Annotated in this window: 6 protein-coding genes; 3 read left to right on the plus strand and 3 right to left on the minus strand. The window is 45.5% G+C overall.

The annotated features are described in order from the left end of the window. Nucleotides 1-31 precede the first annotated feature (31 nt). Both sprA and H6571_13040 read left to right on the plus strand, forming a co-directional pair. Nucleotides 32-7,411 carry a cell surface protein SprA gene (gene sprA, locus H6571_13035; GenBank protein MCB9324657.1) on the plus strand — a complete coding sequence of 2,460 codons (7,380 nt, stop codon included), beginning with the start codon at nucleotides 32-34 and terminating at the stop codon, nucleotides 7,409-7,411. Between the two features lie 232 nt (nucleotides 7,412-7,643). Further along, on the plus strand, nucleotides 7,644-8,315 hold the full coding sequence (locus tag H6571_13040; protein MCB9324658.1) for a hypothetical protein: 672 nt from the start codon (nucleotides 7,644-7,646) through the stop codon (nucleotides 8,313-8,315). 89 nt (nucleotides 8,316-8,404) lie between these two features. On the opposite strand, the gene H6571_13045 is transcribed toward H6571_13040, so the two are convergent. Together H6571_13045 and secA are read right to left on the minus strand one after the other, a co-directional pair. Next, the gene (locus H6571_13045; protein ID MCB9324659.1) at nucleotides 8,405-13,825 is read right to left on the minus strand and encodes a T9SS type A sorting domain-containing protein; all 5,421 of its coding nucleotides are present in this window, start codon (nucleotides 13,823-13,825) and stop codon (nucleotides 8,405-8,407) included. A gap of 419 nt (nucleotides 13,826-14,244) precedes the next feature. Then, nucleotides 14,245-17,574 carry a preprotein translocase subunit SecA gene (gene secA / locus H6571_13050; protein MCB9324660.1) on the minus strand — a complete coding sequence of 1,110 codons (3,330 nt, stop codon included), beginning with the start codon at nucleotides 17,572-17,574 and terminating at the stop codon, nucleotides 14,245-14,247. Between the two features lie 278 nt (nucleotides 17,575-17,852). Between secA and H6571_13055 the strand changes: the two genes are divergently transcribed. Beyond that, nucleotides 17,853-18,599 (plus strand): hypothetical protein, encoded by a 747-nt coding sequence (locus H6571_13055; protein ID MCB9324661.1) that lies wholly within the window; start codon nucleotides 17,853-17,855, stop codon nucleotides 18,597-18,599. A gap of 201 nt (nucleotides 18,600-18,800) precedes the next feature. On the opposite strand, the gene H6571_13060 is transcribed toward H6571_13055, so the two are convergent. Further along, nucleotides 18,801-19,574, minus strand: coding sequence for a carbonic anhydrase family protein (locus H6571_13060; GenBank protein MCB9324662.1), 774 nt, complete (start codon nucleotides 19,572-19,574; stop codon nucleotides 18,801-18,803). Nucleotides 19,575-19,588 lie beyond the last annotated feature (14 nt).

Below are 19,588 nucleotides of genomic sequence, written 5' to 3' on the forward strand. Positions count from 1 at the left end.
TTTTGAAAACGAAACCCCTACACGCAAGATTATGAGAAGAGTTTTTTTACCGTTCAGTCTGTTTTGTGTTATTATCGCCGGGGCTATTTCAGCTATCGGGAACAAACCAGATATGGAAGATCCTTATGAAGTTGATTATGTGAAGGCTTCCCCACAGGATACTATCCCGCCTCCGGCGCCTCGTTATGAAGATTTTATTAATGGAGCAGGTAATAATCCATTTGATCTCCAGGACCCTGCAGCCGTTGAGCAACAAATTGAGTATGATCCGGCAACGGGCAACTACATTATTACCGAAACCATCGGCAATGATTATTTTCGCCCGCCTACTTACATGACTTTTGACGAGTATATGGAGTATCGCCGAAAAAAGGAAGAAGACAATTATTTCAAACAACTCATGGGGGTGAGTGTTGATGGTGATGATAGTGTTCGGGATCCTATTGAAAAACTGGATATCGAATACAATCCACTGGATAAACTTTTTGGCGGAACTACCGTTGATATCCGCCCGCAGGGAAGTATTGACCTCAAATTTGGCGTCGACTACCAGTTTACCGACAACCCCATTCTCACCAACCGCCAGGCGAAAAATGCCAATTTTGATTTCGATATGGATATCAAAATGAACGTGACTGGAAAGATCGGGGAAAAATTGAGCCTTACGACCAATTATAATTCCGCCGCCACCTTCAATTTTGACAACCAGATCAAACTCGACTACAACTCCGACCTTTTCGGGGAAGATGATATTATCAAAAGAATTGAGGCCGGTAACGTGGGCTTGCCATTGAGAGGAACGTTGATCCAGGGGGCACAAAGCCTTTTCGGGATCAAAACGGAATTGCAGTTTGGCCACCTCCGGCTTACGGCAATTGCCTCCCAGCAACAATCAAAAAATGAGACCATCCGCCTCGAAGGTGGAAGCCAGCTGCAGGAATTTGAAGCTCCCGTGGATCAGTACGATGAAAACCGCCACTTCTTTCTCTCTCACTACAGCAGGGATCATTACGAAGAAGCCCTGGCCCGGATGCCTTACATCAATTCATTAATGCAGATAAAAAATCTTGAGGTATGGATCACTAATGATCGGCGAGAAGTGGAAAATGTCCGGGATATCGTTGCCTTGGCAGATTTGGGAGAATCAGAAGCCGCCAACCTGGTGAATCCTGGTGCTGTGAACATACTTCCGGGATTCCCGGATATCGAAGGCAAACCCCTTCCGGAAAATGAGGCCAACGACCTGTATAGCAAGTTGAGGCAAACGCCCAATATCAAGCAGATCGATAAGACCGTAACTGTCCTGACTACCCAGTTCAACCTCGAGCAGGGTCGTGATTTTGAAAAGGTGAGCGCCCGTAAGCTGAGCCCTACGGAATATACTTTTAACCCGCTGCTCGGGTTTATTTCCCTGAACATCAACGTACAGCCTGACCAGGTACTGGGTGTGCACTATACCTACGATTACAACGGTAAGGTTTATGCGGTGGGGGAACAGTCGACTTCCAATTCCGACGTAAGCTCCGATACCACCGACCTGACCCCGGAAGTACTTTTTGTGAAAATGCTGAAGAGCACCACCCAGCAGACAGACATTCCCACCTGGGATCTGATGATGAAAAACGTTTATTCCATCGGGGCCTACCAGGTAGAGAACGAAGATTTTAAACTCGATATTTATTACGATGACCCGGGAAAAGGATTGAAGCGATTTTTACCAACGAGTGCTTTGGCCGGAAAGCCGCTTTTGGAAGTCTTCAACATGGACCGTTTGAATTCCCAAAATGACCCTCAGCCCGATGGCCGTTTTGACTTTGTGCCGGGAACCACGATCAACCCTTCCAACGGTAGAATTTACTTTCCTGTTCTTGAGCCTTTCGGCGATGCGCTGGAAGCACAGTTCGGGACCGACCAGGAAGCCATAGACAAATACGTTTACCAGGATCTTTATACCCAAACCTCTTTTCAGGCCATTGAAAATGCCGAAAAAAACAGGTTTGTCATCAAAGGTTCCTATAAATCCAGCGTCTCTTCTGAAATTTCCCTCGGGGCCTTCAATATTCCGGAAGGATCTGTCCGGGTGAGTGCCGGAGGTACCCAGCTGATCGAATACAAAGATTACGAAGTAGATTACAGCACCGGTCGTTTGAAGATACTCAACGATGCCATCCTGGCTTCCGGAGCCCCAATCAATATCTCCTTCGAAGATAATACCCTTTTCGGTTTCCAGCAAAAGACGATGCTTGGATTGAGAGCCGACTACGAGGTAAGTAAAAACCTGAATATCGGGGCAACAGCCCTTAAACTTTTTGAAAGACCGTTTACGCCTAAAGTGAATATAGGAGAAGATCCGGTCAACAACAGTATTTTTGGGCTGGATGTGAATTTTAGCAAGGAGGTTCCCTGGATCACCAAGATGGTCAACGGTATTCCACTGATTTCCACTAAAGCGCCTTCAAGTATCAATGTTTCAGCAGAGGCAGCCTATTTAAAACCCGGCCACGCCCGTGCCATCAACCAATCCAAGGAAGATAAGAGCGGTGTCGTTTATCTCGATGATTTCGAGGGCAGTGCCAGCAGCCTGGACATGCGTACCCCGGCCAATAAGTGGTTCTTGTCGAGTGTGCCGCACAATGATAACGCAAATAACAACCCACTGTTCCCTGAATCTCAGGCGGACAGTATTTTCTCCGGCGTCAACCGTGCGCGGCTGAACTGGTACCGTCTGTTTACCGATTCAGGAGGTGGACAACAGGGAGAAACGGCTCCTTATACGAGCATCGTTCCACAGGATGAGGTGTTCCCCAATAAACAGATTACCCCTAACCAGCTTAATACGGTAAGAACATTAAACCTGGCTTTCAACCCTCGTGCCCGCGGACCTTATAATTTCGATCCTCCGTCAGGAACCCCCTGGTCAGCAGGAATGGTGCCCGAAGGAGATACCATCCGCCTGCTTGACCCCGAAACAAGATGGGGGGGGATGATGCGCGAATTGCAGACCAGTGATTTTCAGACGGCCAATATCGAATTCCTGGAATTCTGGATGCTAAGCCCGTTTTTGGACGACAACGATGCCCGGGAACCCGCATCCAATGCCAACAATCGTCAGGGTACCCTGTACATCAACCTCGGAAATATTTCCGAGGACGTTTTACAGGATTCCCGTAAGTTCTTTGAAAACGGGTTGCCGCGTGATGCCAATGATTTGAACCGCAGGATCGATGATACTCCATGGGGCGTGGTGCCGGTGAACAACCCGGTAGCCCCGGCTTTTGACAATACTTCAGAGGAGGCGCGCACCAACCAGGATGTGGGGCTGGACGGACTTGATCGTGCCGGGGAGGTGGCAAAATTCAGTGGCTACCTGGATGGTATTAGGGCGGTTAATTCCAATGTGGCAGATGCCATTGAAATGGATCCATCCAACGATGACTTTAAATACTATACGGACCCTTCGTTTGGGGACAATGTATCAGTGACTGATCGGTATAAATTTTTCAATAACCCTGAGGGCAACTCAAAAGCCAACAGGGATAATGCGACGCGCCAGTCTTCCACCAACAGCCCGGATGCAGAAGATATTAACGGCGACAACTCGCTGAACGAATCGGAAAGTTACTACCAGTACGAAATTCCTATTCGTTTTGATGCCACCAACCCTCGTGAAATAGAAATTTCCGATACGTCTTTTGTCACGGATCGTCTGGAAGCTCCGAACGGTAGGATTTGGTACCGCTTCCGTATTCCGTTGCGTACCGAACAAAAGAAAGCTATCGGAGGGATTACCGGTTTCCGGAGCATTCGCTTCATGCGTATGTACATGCACGGTTTCAACGATCCTGTAGTACTCCGTTTTGCCTCACTCGACCTGGTGCGTAACCAGTGGAGGAGATATACTAAAACCGACAGCCTCAGTCACATCGGAACCCCTGACTGTGGGCCGATAGTATTGGATGTCGATGCGGTAAACATCGAAGAAAACAGCAGCCGGACCCCCTTTGCCTATACCCTGCCTTTGGGGATTCAGCGGGAACAGTCGGTTGGTGTTTTTAGCACCCTCCAAAATGAGCAATCGCTCGTATTACATGTGGAAAACCTTTGTGATGGCGCCGCCCAGGGTGTATTTAAGGTGATAGAACAGGATTTGCGGGTATATGAAAAATTAAAAATGTTCGTCCACGCGGAGGAACTTGAGGAAATGCCAGAGGTTCCGAATGAAGCCCTTTCTATTTTCATTCGAATGGGAAGTGACATTCAGAATAACTACTACGAGTATGAAATTCCGTTAGTCATGTCAGATCCCACTGCCGGCGCTATAACGGGAGGAATTCCGACTTCGAGCCCCTACAAAGCGGAAGTCTGGAGGAGTGAGAACGAGTTCGATTTTGCACTAAAATTACTCAAGGATCTTAAAAAGGATCGTAATGCCAACCAGATCAGCCTGACGAATGAATACCGGCTCAAGGTACCCGGTACCAATAATCATTATTATGCAGTAAAGGGAAATCCCAATCTGGGCCGCGTTAAAATGGCGATGATCGGTATTCGTAATACTTATGATGATGGCATGGGAGATCCTTATTCGGCAGAGGTTTGGGTCAACGAGCTTCGCCTGACCGGTTTGGATGAGCGGGGTGGTTTTGCCGGATTGGCACGTATGGACGTACAGCTGGCGGATCTGGGAAATCTAAGTGTGGCAGGTAATTTCAATTCCGTTGGTTTTGGTGCCCTGGACGACCAGGTGGCCGAACGTAGCCGCGAACGTATTACCGGTTATGATATGTCGGTAAACCTTAACGTGGATAAATTCCTGCCTCAGGATTGGGGTATCAGGTTGCCTTTCTACGGGCAAATTTCCAATGTGACCTCAACGCCGGAATACGATCCTTATGATTTGGATATTCCGCTGAAGGAAAACCTGGATCTGACTTCGAATCAGGATTCCATCAAGGCTTTGGCCCAGGATGTGACGAGCATCAAGGCCTTTAACTTTACCAATGTCCGCAAGGAACGAACCGGCGGGGGAGATAGCAAACCCAAACCCTGGGATGTGGAAAATTTCAGCGCCAGTTATGCCTATACGGATACCAAAAAGCGGGATCCGCTGGTAGAATTCGAACATGAAAAACTCTACAAGGCTTCGTTGGATTATGGCTATAGCCACAGTCCGAAATACATCGAACCTTTCAAAGGCATAAAGAATAAAAATCTAAAGCTGATCTCGGAGATCAACCTCAACCCTATTCCCAACAGTTTTACGTTCAGTAATTATTTCGATCGGAAATTTAATACGATACGTTATCGTTTTACAGGGCTGGATGATGTTTACAATACCTATTACGCCAAATATTTTAAGTGGGAGAGGGATTACGCCCTAAACTGGAACTTTACCAAAGCACTAAAATTCAATTTTGATGCACTGGCTTCGGCCACCATTGACGAACCGGATGAACGGCAGATGTTGCTCAATCCCGGGATCGAAAATGTGAACCGCTATCGCCGGGACAGTATCGTTACCAATATTAAGGATTTGGGACGCCCCAAGAATTACACCCATAATATCAGCCTGAATTATACGCTGCCTATTCGTTATCTTCCCTTTATGGACTGGACGACGGTCAGGGCGCAGTATAAATCCAGTTATACCTGGACGGCAGGTTCTGTCGTGGAGAATTACCTCGGATTGGGAAATATCATTCAGAACAGCCAGGATAGACAGATCAATGCAGATCTTAATTTTGTCAAGCTCTACGATAGTTTTGATTATCTCAAGGGCATCAATCGACCGGCAAGAAGTACTTCCAAAACATCAAAGTCGAGGGATGACGATAAAAAAGATAAAGAAACGCCCTCCAAAGATGAAAAGAATAAGAAGAAAAAGAGTGCAGGACCTTCCCAGATCGAGAGGGTGTTGATCAGGCCATTGCTGTTGGTTCGTAGAGCAAAATTTGATTATTCCGAACGCTTCCAGACGGTTATTCCAGGGTTTATCCCTATTTCAGGTATCCTCGGAATGTCTTCCGGGTTTGGCGATCCGGGTCTTGCTTTTGTTGCCGGGGCGCAACCGAAGATCAGGACGCTGAATGAAGCAGACCGCTATGGCAGTCAGGACTGGTTGTTCAACAATCGTGGATTTGTCACAGACAGCGTTCGCCTGAATCAAAAAGTTATTCAGCGATACACTCAGGGTTACGACGGGCGTTTGAGCCTTGAACCGCTCCCGGATTTTAAAATAGACATTGATATCAGCCGTTCCTATACACAGGATTTTGAAGAGCGTTTTAAAAGAGTAGATTATGCTTCTGCCGATAAAAGCCACACCGGGGTTAGCCTGGGAGGTTCGATGACGGTTTCTTATTCAGCACTTCAGACGTTGTTTACGGATAGTACGGGAACGGAGAACTTGTTCCGGACTTTTAAAAGGAACCAGGTCGCGTTATCGCAACGATTGGGCACAGGAGTCCATGAGGATCCGAGTCTTGCAGAAAGCGGTTATGCAGACGGGTACGGGCAGAACCAGCAGGACATCCTCATTCCGGCATTCATTGCGGCTTATACACAACAGGATCCGCTGACTATGGATCTCAATATTTTCAATATTCTTCCGAAGGTTAACTGGAAGATCGACTACAACGGGTTGTCCAAAATTCCGGCACTCAAAGATATTTTCAGCAAATTCAGCTTCTCTCACGGATATAAGTCCACCCTGACCATTAACAGGTATGTGACCAACGACCTTTATGATCGTTATTATGATGCAGGAACGGGACAGTCGAGAGATGCTTTCTCTGAAGGCGGAACAGGAAACTTCTATTCCCGCCTGGAGATTCCTCAGATAGAAATCCAGGAAGCTTTCTCTCCGTTGATCGGAATTGATATGACGTTGCAAAACGGATTGACGTTTAAACTGGATTATAATAAGATGAGGTCATTATCGCTGAGTGCAGTAAACAACCTGCTCAGTGAGCGCCAGTCCAAGGAAATTTCCATCGCTTCAGGTTACCGGATAAGGGATGTGGATATTCCGTTCCTGACGGGAAGCAACAAAAAGAAAAAAGGGAAGTCTTCAAAGGATGATCCAAAAGAAGAAGATGCAAAAGGAGCCGCTGGCGGACGTGGCGGAAAACGCGGTGGCGGAAGCAGCTCCCTTGATGTGAGAGATCTCGATTTTCAGTTCGACTTCTCCCTTCGCGATGACGTAACCTATGCCCGTAAGCTGGACCTGAGTACGTCAGACCCGACGAGAGGTAGTTATGCTTTGTCTTTCTCCCCATCAGTTGAATACAAGCTGAACAAGCGTTTGTCGTTACGCTTATTCTTCGATTACCGTAAGAATATACCCAAGACATCGGCAGGTTATAAGCGGATCGATTCCTCGGGAGGTGTCGTGGTCAGATTTGAATTGTAATATTTAGTTTAATAAATTGGAAAACATGAGTCATCCCGAATTTTGCCTATTGGCAAGGTTCGGGATTTTTATTAATAAACTGATTGTCAAATAATTACATCTTTTTAATTTTTTTTAATTCAAAGTTTCATTAAATTGTTACCCTATTAAATAAATCCGTCTAAATAAAGAGTATTGCCTGGAAACAGGATATTACTTTCTTAGCACTTTCTAATCATTAAAAATAAAGAAGATGAAAAAGTTATTATTTACTGCTGTGGTATTTTTGTTGATGGGTTCCTTTTCCAACACAAGTGCCCAGGTAAGAGAAGAGTCCAAAACCATGAGCATGGGAACACGCAATGCGCTGGTCTTGGAAATCCCTAGCGTTGACGAAAAGCTGGCCGAAACCGTTTGGAAGGATTACACCAAAAATTTTTACAACTCCAAAACAAAGTGGGACCGAAAAAATAACGAATGGGTGACTGCCGATGCAGATATCGTAGCTATTGGAATGGGCAACAAGGTAACCTTATTCGCCACCATTGACAGTAAAAAAGATGATGTTATTTTTTCTTTATGGATCGATTTGGGGAATAGTTTTGTGACCAAAGAAGAAATGCCCGAAAGGTACAGGGAAGCAGAGAAACTCGTTATGCGTTACGGACTTGAACTGGCACAGGAAAAAGTAAAAATAGAGATCAGAGAGGAAGAAAAAAATCTTGAAAAGATGGAAAGCGACCTCAAAAAGCTGGTAAGTGATCAGGAACGGTATGAACGTGATATCGAAAAAGCACAGGAAGCCATTAAAAAGGCTCAAGAGAATATTGTAGCCAACAAAAAAGATCAGGAAGATGCCGCAGATAAAATCAAGGATCAGCAAAAACTTATTGAAGACATCAGGAAAAAGCTGAATGATCTTTAGTTGGCAGACCGTAGTACTATGTAAAAAGAATATAAAAAAAGGGGCCGTACCTCAGGTACGACCCCGCAAATGAAACACTATATATAACACTAATCGATTAAAATCATTTTACGTGTCGCAGTAAATTGCGACGTTTCGAGTTTGTAGTACAATACACCTTTTATCGGCAGACCACTGAGGTCGATGTGGATTTGGTTGTATCCTTCTTCATAATAACCGTCAATGCGTTTCCACACTCTTCCACTCACATCGTAGATCGTCAGAACAGCCATGGAAGGTTCCGGCAGATTGAATGGAATAGTGGTTCTGTTACGGAACGGGTTCGGGATATTCTGATATAATTCGAAACCTGAACCTTCGGCGTCCCTGTCCTTGAAGAGCAGATTTACATCATAAACTTCATAGTCCACCCCATAAGCTTCTGCCTGTGTCACTTCCGAGTTGATGCTCAGGAGGTCACTTATCCTGGCCGAAGTGCCTGCGAAAAATACCAGGCTGAACAGTTTTGTTCCCGGTTCTATCATATCTCCGGCCGGATGTTCCCAGCTAAAGGTGATGACTCCTCTTTCTGCCAGCTGAAACCCGAAGTTATTGTCATCGGCCACACCGTTTTCTACATAGAGTAACTCCAGGGCTTCGCGATCAAAATTCAGCGTAAACTGCATGCCCTGCACCTCTTCATCGGCTCCGACGTTGAAATCAATGCGATATTCCTGTCCGGGTCTCAATTCGTCATTGGCGACTTCCACATTGAAAATTCCCGCCACACTTCTTTCCTCAACGCCGCCCTGGAAGTTGGTCGTTGCACTGTTATTTACATCCCCTATTTTTACCGCGATAAAGTCCATATCGGTGGCATTGCCATTCAACTGGCTTATGCTCACGGCTTCAGGGAACAATGTCTGCCACGGATCAGCCGGATTTGGAAATACATGGGCAGCTTTGATAAACCTCCAACTGGTATTATCCGGGAATTCATCAATCACGCCCAGGATGAGTTTTCTCAACTGGATCATATCAATGGTAGAAACAGTCCCTGACTTATTGATATCCGCAGCAATGATCTTATAAGGCGAATTCAAAAAAGACGTTCCGAGAATATGCTTGGCAATCAGGATCACATCCAGGGTGGAAACACCGTTTGAATAATCCTGATCCATTTCCGGTACCACTGTGTACTGCTGCCCCAACTCAAGGTTGTCGATCATATAACTTCCTGACTGGTCGGTCATCATTTCGCCGGGCATTGAGATATTGAATCCCAGGTGGACTCCTTCCACCGGTTCGTTATCTTCGGTAATAATCTGTCCGGAAATAGCTCCCATTTCTATGGTAATCAAGGTACAGTGATTTTGATTATCCTGCACATCTATAAAAGTTTCACAATAATCATAGTTGGGGCCCCCAACGGTACCATCAGGTTGTAAGGCGTAAGGGTTGAACGCCTGATCCCATGAGTAAATCCTGACAAGCTGTAACCCTATTTCGTCACAGGTCACTACAAGGCTTTGATGCCCCGGATCTGGGATATCGGTCCCATTCAGAATATTTTCTACAAGATGTATGGAGAAAGTCGTTGTTCCTGAACAATCCACCAAACCGGCACCGACCACATAATCCTCTGCAAAAATCACCTTGGCTGCCGCATCCACATCACCGTCACCGTCTGCATCAATCCCTCCTGGAAGTGCTTCGAGGCTTGTGGACAACCCATTAATACAAATGGGGGTCGGGGCAAAGCAATCCACCACACTGAAAGGAATGCTCACGATATTCAGGTTTCCGCATCCATCCTCAACATGCACATCAAAGGAGTGATTACCGATTGGAAAAACTCCGTTGATCATATAATTTGGGTAGCTTCCAGAAAGCGCTGTGTCAGTAATATCAACATCATCCAGCGGGCCGTCATCATTAAGATCGAAGTAAACCTCCACCGACATATCAACGGAAGAACAAATTTCACTCACCACGAAATTTTGCGAAACACTGCCCGTACAATCATTTGAATTACTGCAATAAGCCTGAGGGGAAGCGAAAGTTACCTGTGGTGCGGTTATATCATTTACCATGATCACCTGCGTATATTGCCAGCGACCGTTTGAAGGGGTCGTTCTCCAGTAACCACTAGGATTTGTGGAGCCGTCGCAGGCTACCCCTTTAGTGCCCGCAACCGGGAGTCCGTCATTTTCATTATTCGTTCTGTCCAGGTAGATCTGTCCGTTTTTCCTTATCAACCAGAGGTTCTCATCTCCAAGCACCCCATCACAATCCTCATCACGGCGAAGGATAACCGGATCGGAAGACCCGTCGTATTCGCACCAGTCGATAATATCGTAAGTTCTCAGTATTTTATAACATGCACCGCTAGGCACACTGTATTTTACATCGTTAACTTGTGCCGTCAATGCTTCACATCCATAGGAAAAAAGCTGCATGGTATCAGGAATAGGAGTCGAGCAAGTGGTAAGATAATCTTTGGGAAACTTAACACGGTAGTCTCTTGTAATCGTTACAGTAATCTCCTGTTCGCATATATTCGGGGACACATTCCCAAACTGATCGATTACCTGGAAACGACGGGTAATGGTACCATAACCACAATCATCAAGGTCAACAATAGGAGCCAGTTCCAGTATTTGAGCGATACTACAGTTATCAATTCCTATTGGCATACCAAAATGCTGTTGCAGAATGGTCACATCGCTGCCGTCATAGGTAGAAGGAATCACCGCGCAAGTTGTCGTTACCGGGTCCGGAGCCACGCAGTATGGGTGGGATTCGTCTTTGACCAATACTCCGGTGGAACATACGTTCACATTTCCTGAAAGGTCAGTAACTCTGAGTTCCACCTGAACCGTGGACCCCACATCACAGCATGAGAATTCTACGAAGGGACCCCATGAGGTGTAGTAAGGTTCAGCAATCAATTCGCAATCATCTTCCATCACCATGAGCCGGCGAACCTCAAGGGAAAGCACGCCGCAATTATCATTGCTTCCTTCATCCACATCGGCTGAATACAATCGTCCGTAACCGTCTCCACCAATGGACAGGTTCAGATCGTCGTCACATACGGCTACCGGCTGAATTTCATCCGTTACACAGAAAGGACATTCCACCACGCTTTGATTCCCGCAATTATCTGTCGCGGTATACCTGAAGCGGTGGCATCCCTGAGGGATACCTGAAACAATGCGGTTTGGGGCATTATCTGCGATGGTTGCCAATACCACAGTAACCGTATCAAATCCGATTATAAACCCGACATTGTTGTAAATGGGCACTTTCTGCTCTACAAGCACTTCGGTAAACACGGTCCATGTATCCGAGCAATTATCGGACACTTGTGGGTAAGGCACATTGATAAAAGCCGTGCAGTCCAGTGGGCTTGAGGAATAGTGCAGGGTATCGGGCAATCCATTCTGATCATTATCCGGAGCAGTACAGTTCACCACAGGAGCAGTGAAATCACCAACTCTGATCACCTGGTTAAAGGTATACACCTGGCTGACACAATTATCGATGATCAGCCACTTTCTCACAAACTGGTAATTATCTCCACACAGATAGATGCGCTGCTGATCGCTGTAGCTTGCCGCAAAATTACAGTAAACAGGATTCAGTATCTTAGCCCCAAAGGCAGTCATAACAAATGGGTACCCTGTAACGGAAGGATGGGGATTTTGATTATTATTCACCGCAAAAGTCTCGTCACATCCCAAAGTAAAAGTCATTGGAGGCATGGTGAGGTCATCAAATTCTATGAAATCAAATTCGATCTCCTGCACACACTCTAACTGGTTGCCAAAAATGTTTGAACCGCTGAAAGTTCTAATGATGGTGGCCGCCTGGCAATCGCCCTGCATTTGCAATACGTCATTAAAACCGATCTGTAGAGGTTGACAATTTTCCGCGGCATCGGGATAACCGAAATACTCAAGACTGGAGGGGTCATTCAAAACTTCCTGGTAATTTTGGCAAAACAAAGGCAATTGCAGCACCTCTTCTTCAGGAGTGAGGCCAACGACAGAACCGTTACCGCCCAGGTTCCATACCGCCCATTCATAAGCTCCGGTCTGTCCCGGCACATGCGGCAGGGTAAATAAAATATACTGCGTACCGGCGTGCAACTGCACGTTTATGCGTACCGCATTGGGTTCGTTGGTATAATAGCCTTCTCCGGTCGGAATATCCTGAGAAGAAGCCATGATATTATTACAAGGTCCATTGGCCGGGTTAAATTCCATTTCATAAATGGTTCCCGCCAGTTTTCCGAAAGCACCGATTCCTTCAAATACATAAATTCCGTCCTGGCTTACCGTAAAAGTATCGAGATGAAATTTGTGGATTCCCGGAGGCGAAGCTACCAGTGGCGCATAACATGCGTAATTGACCGCAACAATGGTTGGATCCGAGGGTTTGATCACATCTTCAATGAGATAAACCTCTTCTGACACCGCAGCAGTATGAACATCATCGGGACATACCAGATCTGGTTCGAATCCCAGGATAAGGTGGATCTGCCCGTTACCGGTATAATGGTTGGAATAAGTGAATACCTCTACCGGCAACAATTGCCCCAGATATTCTCCTGTCAATACATTGCCAATGGGCTGCCCCTGAAGATTATAAATAACAATATAATAATCATCGATACAAGGGTAAGGCCCTGCCAAAACCATTTCAGGAGTAACCGTTACTTCACAATCGTGCCCCAACGAAACATTGACCTGGCCGATAACCGCCGTATTAGGCACATCCAGTACATTCACGGTTCTTGTTACCCTGGAAGTACAACCGGGATCTGAAGGATCGTTAGGACTTGCTGCGCCGGCATCAAAAATATATTCTATCACATGAGGGCCTACGCCTAAAAGGAATGGATCAAATTGGGTTGCGACCACATTGTCGACTTTAAAAAATCCCGTTCCTGCTACTCCTTCTACACTTGCCAGCAGGGATACCGCAACACTGCTAAGGCATATTTCATCAGGGAAATTGATGATCGTCGGATTGGGGTAATAACAGGTATTGCCAATGGTTAGAGGATTCGCTCCATTGGATACCGTCAGAGAAAATCCAAGGGCATCAATATGCCTGGCCGATAACTGGTAAATACCCGATCCGGGGGATGTTTCAGGAATGACAAGACCCACTGAAAGGGGAACAGGAGCTACCGGAGGAGCAGGACTGTTATTATTGTAAAGCCCTGTAACAGCCGTAACGGTCCAGGTTTCCCCCGTGCCACTGGCAATAGTGATCAATTCGCTGAACTGACCGTTCGTGAGGGAAGTGGCATTGTCCATACAAGAGCAACTAACCTGATTGAGCGGATCATTTCCGAAATAAATGCTTTGCGCATTTACTTCATTTAAAAATACAGCGGTGAGCCCGAACACCATAATGGCGAAAAGCCCCCGCATGTAGAGGATAACTTTTTTCGTGTTGGAGTAAAGTTCAGCGTTTACTACACTTTTTTGATTGAGTCTGCTTCTTAAAGATCTCATAGTGCGATAATTTTTGGGCAGCAAAAAATGCTGGCGGTAAAATATTTAGTGTTTCTAATTTGGGGTCAACTTCAAGATTACGGCTTTCCTCCTCTCTAAACTGACCTTCCAATCCTGTTTGCATGGGACAAAAATCTACCAGGGTATTCCCGTGCAGGTTTACCGGCAGTTTATCCCGATTTAAAAATTATTATGAAAAAACAAGTAACAGATCATTCGTTGCTAAGAAACCAAAAATCATCTGTCATGGGTATAAAGACAAAATTGATGCCAAACTTGGTAAATGGTTTTTTTTCATAAAAAAAAAGTCGAACCCGCTACGCGAATTCGACTTTAATTTATTGAATGTCAATAATTTAAGAAATATAAATTATTGACATAAATTTTTCATAAAAAAGATTACCTCCCCGATATGGCTACTAGCCTCGGCCGTGGCACTGTTTAAATTTCTTACCGCTTCCACAAGGACAAGGGTCATTTCTGCCTACTTTCGGATCATGTCTGCGGATGGTTTCTGGCTTGGAACTTGGCCGGCTCACCGCCTCTGCAGCTTTTCTGGCCATTTCTTCGTCGCTGGAACGGCTCGTTTTTGTATTGCTCATATCGGTCCGTTGACGACGGGCCTCCCGGAGGTGCTGATCTCCCTGGGGAAGATCCAGCCTTCCTTTAGCCAGGAAGCCGGTAACCTCTTCATTGATCTCATGAATGAGTTGTTCAAAAAGATTAAAAGCTTCCATTTTATAGATCACCAACGGATCCTTTTGCTCAAAAGAAGCCGCCTGTGAAGACTCCTTCAATTCGTCCATGGAGCGGAGGTGGCCCTTCCATTTTTCATCGATTACCGCCAGGGTGACCACCTTTTCAATATCCGTAGGAATAGATTTACCATTGGATTTTACCGCTTCTTCAATTTCAGCGGCAATAGGCATCTGCCCGGGTCTCCCGTCGCTGAAAGGAATTAAAATACGCTTATAACGGTCTCCTTCATTTTCGTACACTCTCCTGATTTCCGGCAAGAGCATTTCCGACATGTTCTTAAATTTACTTTCGTAAAATTCCAAAAACTGGCTAAAGAACAATTCACTGACTTCTTCCGGGCTTGCCTCGTTAAAAAATGCGGCTTCAATCTGGGGATCGAGTCCCAGTTTACCCAAAACATCCTGGCGGAACGTATTAAAATCGCCTATTTGTTTATGTTCCAATACCATATTTTTGGCCATGCCCTCGAACATATGATGCAATTCCACGGAAAGTCGCTCTCCCGAAAGCGCCATCCTCCTTTTTTTGTAAATGGCCTCACGCTGAATGTTCATCACATCATCGTACTCCAGCAATCTTTTACGGATTCCGAAGTTATTTTCTTCGACTTTTTTCTGCGCCCGTTCGATGGAACGTGAGACCATCTTGTGTTGAATCACATCTCCTTCTGAGTGCCCCATACGGTCCATCAAACCGGCAATACGATCTGACTGGAACAAACGCATCAGGTTGTCTTCGAGGGAAACAAAGAACTGGGAACTACCGGCATCTCCCTGACGACCGGCACGACCGCGAAGCTGCCTGTCTACCCGGCGTGAATCGTGGCGTTCTGTACCAATGATGGCCAAACCACCGGCGTCTATTACTTCCCTGGAAAGTTTGATATCCGTACCACGCCCGGCCATATTGGTGGCGATGGTCACTTTTCCCGGGCGTCCGGCTTCCGCAACGACTTCTGCCTCCCGCTGGTGTTGTTTCGCATTTAAAACATTGTGACTGATGCCTTTCATATTGAGCATTCGGCTCAATTTTTCGGAAATATCTACCGAAGTGGTACCCACCAGTGACGGGCGGCCGGCCTCAGTCATCTTGACGATCTCGTCAATTACGGCATTAAATTTTTCTTTTTCGGTTTTGAAAACCAAATCTTCCCGGTCATCACGAACGACAGGTCTGTTGGTAGGAATAACCACTACATCAAGTTTGTAGATTTCCCAAAATTCCCCGGCTTCCGTTTCCGCCGTACCGGTCATACCTGCCAGCTTATGGAACATTCTGAAGTAGTTCTGAAGGGTCACCGTAGCATAGGTTTGGGTAATGTCCCCTACCTTGACGTTTTCCTTGGCTTCCAGTGCCTGGTGCAAACCGTCAGAATAACGACGGCCCTCCATCATACGACCGGTAGATTCATCTACAATCTTCACCTCTCCATTGATCACGATGTATTCCTGGTCGCGCTCGAACATGGAGTAGGCTTTCAGCAGCTGGCTTATGGAGTGGAGACGACGCGATTTGATCGCAAAATCCTGGGCAACTTCATTTTTGGCATCTGCCTTTTCTTTTTCTGTCAAATCCTTCCTGTTATCGATCTGCATCATTTCGGTCGCGATATCCGGCATAACGAAGAACCCGGGATCTGAATTTCCTTTAGACAGATACTCCACACCGAGTTCGGCCAATTCTACGCTCCTGTTCTTTTCATCGATCACAAAATAGAGGGGTTCATCGACCAGGTGCATATTTTTGGAATTCTCCTGCATGTAATGATTCTCTGCTTTCTGGAGCATGACCTTAACCCCCTCTTCGCTCAAAAATTTGATGAGCGGTCTGTATTTAGGAAGAGCACGGTAGGCGCGTAAGAGAGCCATCCCTGCTTCTCCCTCCTGGTTGCCCGTGGCGCCTTCTCTAAATAATCTTTTTGCTTCGGCCAGAGATTCTGTTGCCAATTTTCTTTGTGCGGCCAGTAGTTTCTCGACATGAATTTTGAGCTCGAGGTATTCCTGTTCCTCACTACCCTTGGGAACGGGACCTGAAATGATCAGCGGTGTTCTCGCATCATCGATCAACACGGAGTCAACCTCATCCACCATCGCGTAGTGGTGTTTGCGCTGCACTTTTTCTTCCTGCGAGCGCACCATATTATCCCTGAGGTAATCAAAACCAAATTCGTTATTGGTTCCGTAGGTGATATCACAGTTATAGGCTGCTTTTCGCTCTTCTGAGTGAGGGGTATATTTATCGATACAATCAACGGTCAGGAACAAAAATTCCATGATTGGTCCGACCCATTCGCTATCCCTTCGTGCCAGGTAATCATTGACGGTGATGAGGTGAACGCCTTGTCCTGATAGTCCGTTGAGGTAAGAAGGCAGCGTGGCCACCAGGGTTTTACCTTCACCGGTCTGCATCTCTGCAATTTTACCTTCGTGCAAAACAATACCCCCTATGAGCTGCACATCGTAGTGTATCATATTCCAGGTCACTTCTCCTCCTGCAGCCATCCAGGTATTCTTCCAGGTGGCTTTATCGCCGTTGATCGAAATATACGTTTTTGCGGATTTCGCGGCCAGCTCACGGTCAAAATCGGTAGTGGTGACCACCAATGTTTCATTTTCCGTAAAACGACGCGCCGTTTCTTTCACCACTGCAAAGGCTTCAGGCAGGATTTGCATCAAAACCTCTTCGAGCATTTTGTCACGCTCTTCCACAAGCTTATCCACCTCATCAAACAATTCCTCTTTTACTGCAAAATCCTCTTCGTCGGCGGCTCGTTGCTTGATTTCAACGATCTCCGCGTCGATATCTATAAGGTAATCAGTAATTCGTTTTCTAAATTCATGCGTCTTTTGCCGCAATTCATCATTGCTCAACGCTTTATATGATTCAAAAAATTCATTGGTTTGCTCAACAATAGGAGTCATTTTTTTAATGTCCCGATCGTATTTCGTACCAAATACTTTTTTCAGTGAATCTCCAAATCCTTTTAACATAATTGACATTTCAGTTATTACAATACCCTGATGAGGGCATCAGATGGAACAGGCGCAAAGATAAGATTATAAGATCGGTTATCGTGCAATTCAATGGTTTGTTTATTTCTTTATCAACCAACAAAATCTTAAATAACGAACCTATATGGTATATTTGCGCTTGCTAAAATTACCTTTTAAGGTACAACAAATACACACTCCGCACAATCTGTTCCAAAACAGATTTCGTGACAAAATGACATAACAGAACGTTTTTTATCTAATTAATGGCATATAAAATGGCTTTTTTAAGAAAATTATTCCTTTTTGGCGCATTGTTCACTGTCCTTTCATCCTGTGAGGAGCGCATCAATATCAAAGACTATTACTTTCCCCTGACGAAACTGGAGGAGGGTATGGTTTACGAATACCATTCCATAGGAGATATTCCCATGCCTACGATTTACTGGTATTATTACTCCACGAGAGAAGGAAGACAGAAATTCCTGAACGGCGTTTATGCGGAGGCTGATTTCATTCCGCGGCAAATCGTCAAAGAGGAATTCATCAAAACGGGCGTTTTGCTGAGTGAAGTTTCCATCAGCATGCCCGATTCAACCGGAAAAATGGCACAGATACCAGGGGAAGTGATCGCTGGCAACGTATTCCCTTACAATGTGGTGGAAGACGGCGGCATTTTTTTGTATAAAGTAAAATTCGACATTCCTGATGGAACGGGCAGTTCTGCCACCCTCATCAAAAACCGGCATTATGAGACCGATTCTACCATCGTATTCAATAATGTCATGTACGATTGTGTGAAATTTGACGTAAAGGAGCTGGTTGAATATGGCAGCGAGGCAGACGGGTTTACGGAACCTCCCTTCTCAGGAGTAGAATATTATGCCAAATCCATTGGCCTGGTTTATTATAAAAAACAAACCGAAGACAATACTTTTCTGGAATACACCTTATTTGAGCGCTATCCCCTCGAAAAGGCAGATCCCTTTTTGCGGGAAGAACTGTTGAAACTGGGGATTAAGTGATCCTATGTCAAGCCGCCCCTACTTATTCGGACCATTGGAATAAACAAAATATCAGAGTGACCCGATTCAGTATTTCTCTAACGTCAGAAGACAATGGGATGCAGATTTTAAGTCAGCAATTCAGAACCCGAATGCCCATCGTCTTCGGACGGCAGAAGAAAAAGTTGGATACAGACATTTGAAATTTCCGGGAGAAGGAATTTATTCGTTATGAACCAGGATTGATCTTCCCTCCAGGTTTCTAACCGGCCTGTAATTATTATGCAAAATGCCCTGAAACTCGGCAATTTGAGCCGCAGAAGCCGTGATCTTATTTTTCAATACATACCAATTTACCACTTCGGAGCAGGGGGGCGTGGTCAAAGAACCATTGTAATTATAATAACTGAGATTATCCGGTAACAATCCGGCAAGGTCTATTTCCGTTGCATGATCTGCATAAGATCCTTCCTCGTGTGGGAAATGTTCGAGAAACTGGGTAAATAATTCGTTTTCAGCTCCTTCCTCAATAAAAATGCCGATAACCGCGTAATTATCATCAGAAGCTTTATTTACAAAATGGACTTCCAGCGGATAATGCTGACCAGCCACCTCGTGTTCACTCAACCCGTGGTAATGGAACTGCAATAATTCATATTCCGTCCCGTTCAAGGTAACCTTGCTTCCAGCCTCACAAACAAATTCAATAGTGTGCCCGTTATTTTCAATTTCAACAGGAGTCGTACCATAATTCAAGGAAACTCCAGTAAGAGAATTGTCCTCAACAGCTCCTGTCAAATCAACGGGAGACTGGCTGATTCCATCACAAGCCGAATACCCGGTACACAAATCTACCCAATGATCAGGGCCTTCTTCCCCTGTATATGCCCAATGCACATCCGTACAGTCCGTTGGGATGGGTTTTTCATCCTTACAGTTTGAAAAGGTAAATAATAACATTAAACAGAAAAAAGTTGATTGTTTCAGTTCTTTCATTTTAAAAAGATTTT

The organism is Lewinellaceae bacterium, assembly GCA_020636105.1.
Classification (GTDB): domain Bacteria; phylum Bacteroidota; class Bacteroidia; order Chitinophagales; family Saprospiraceae; genus BCD1.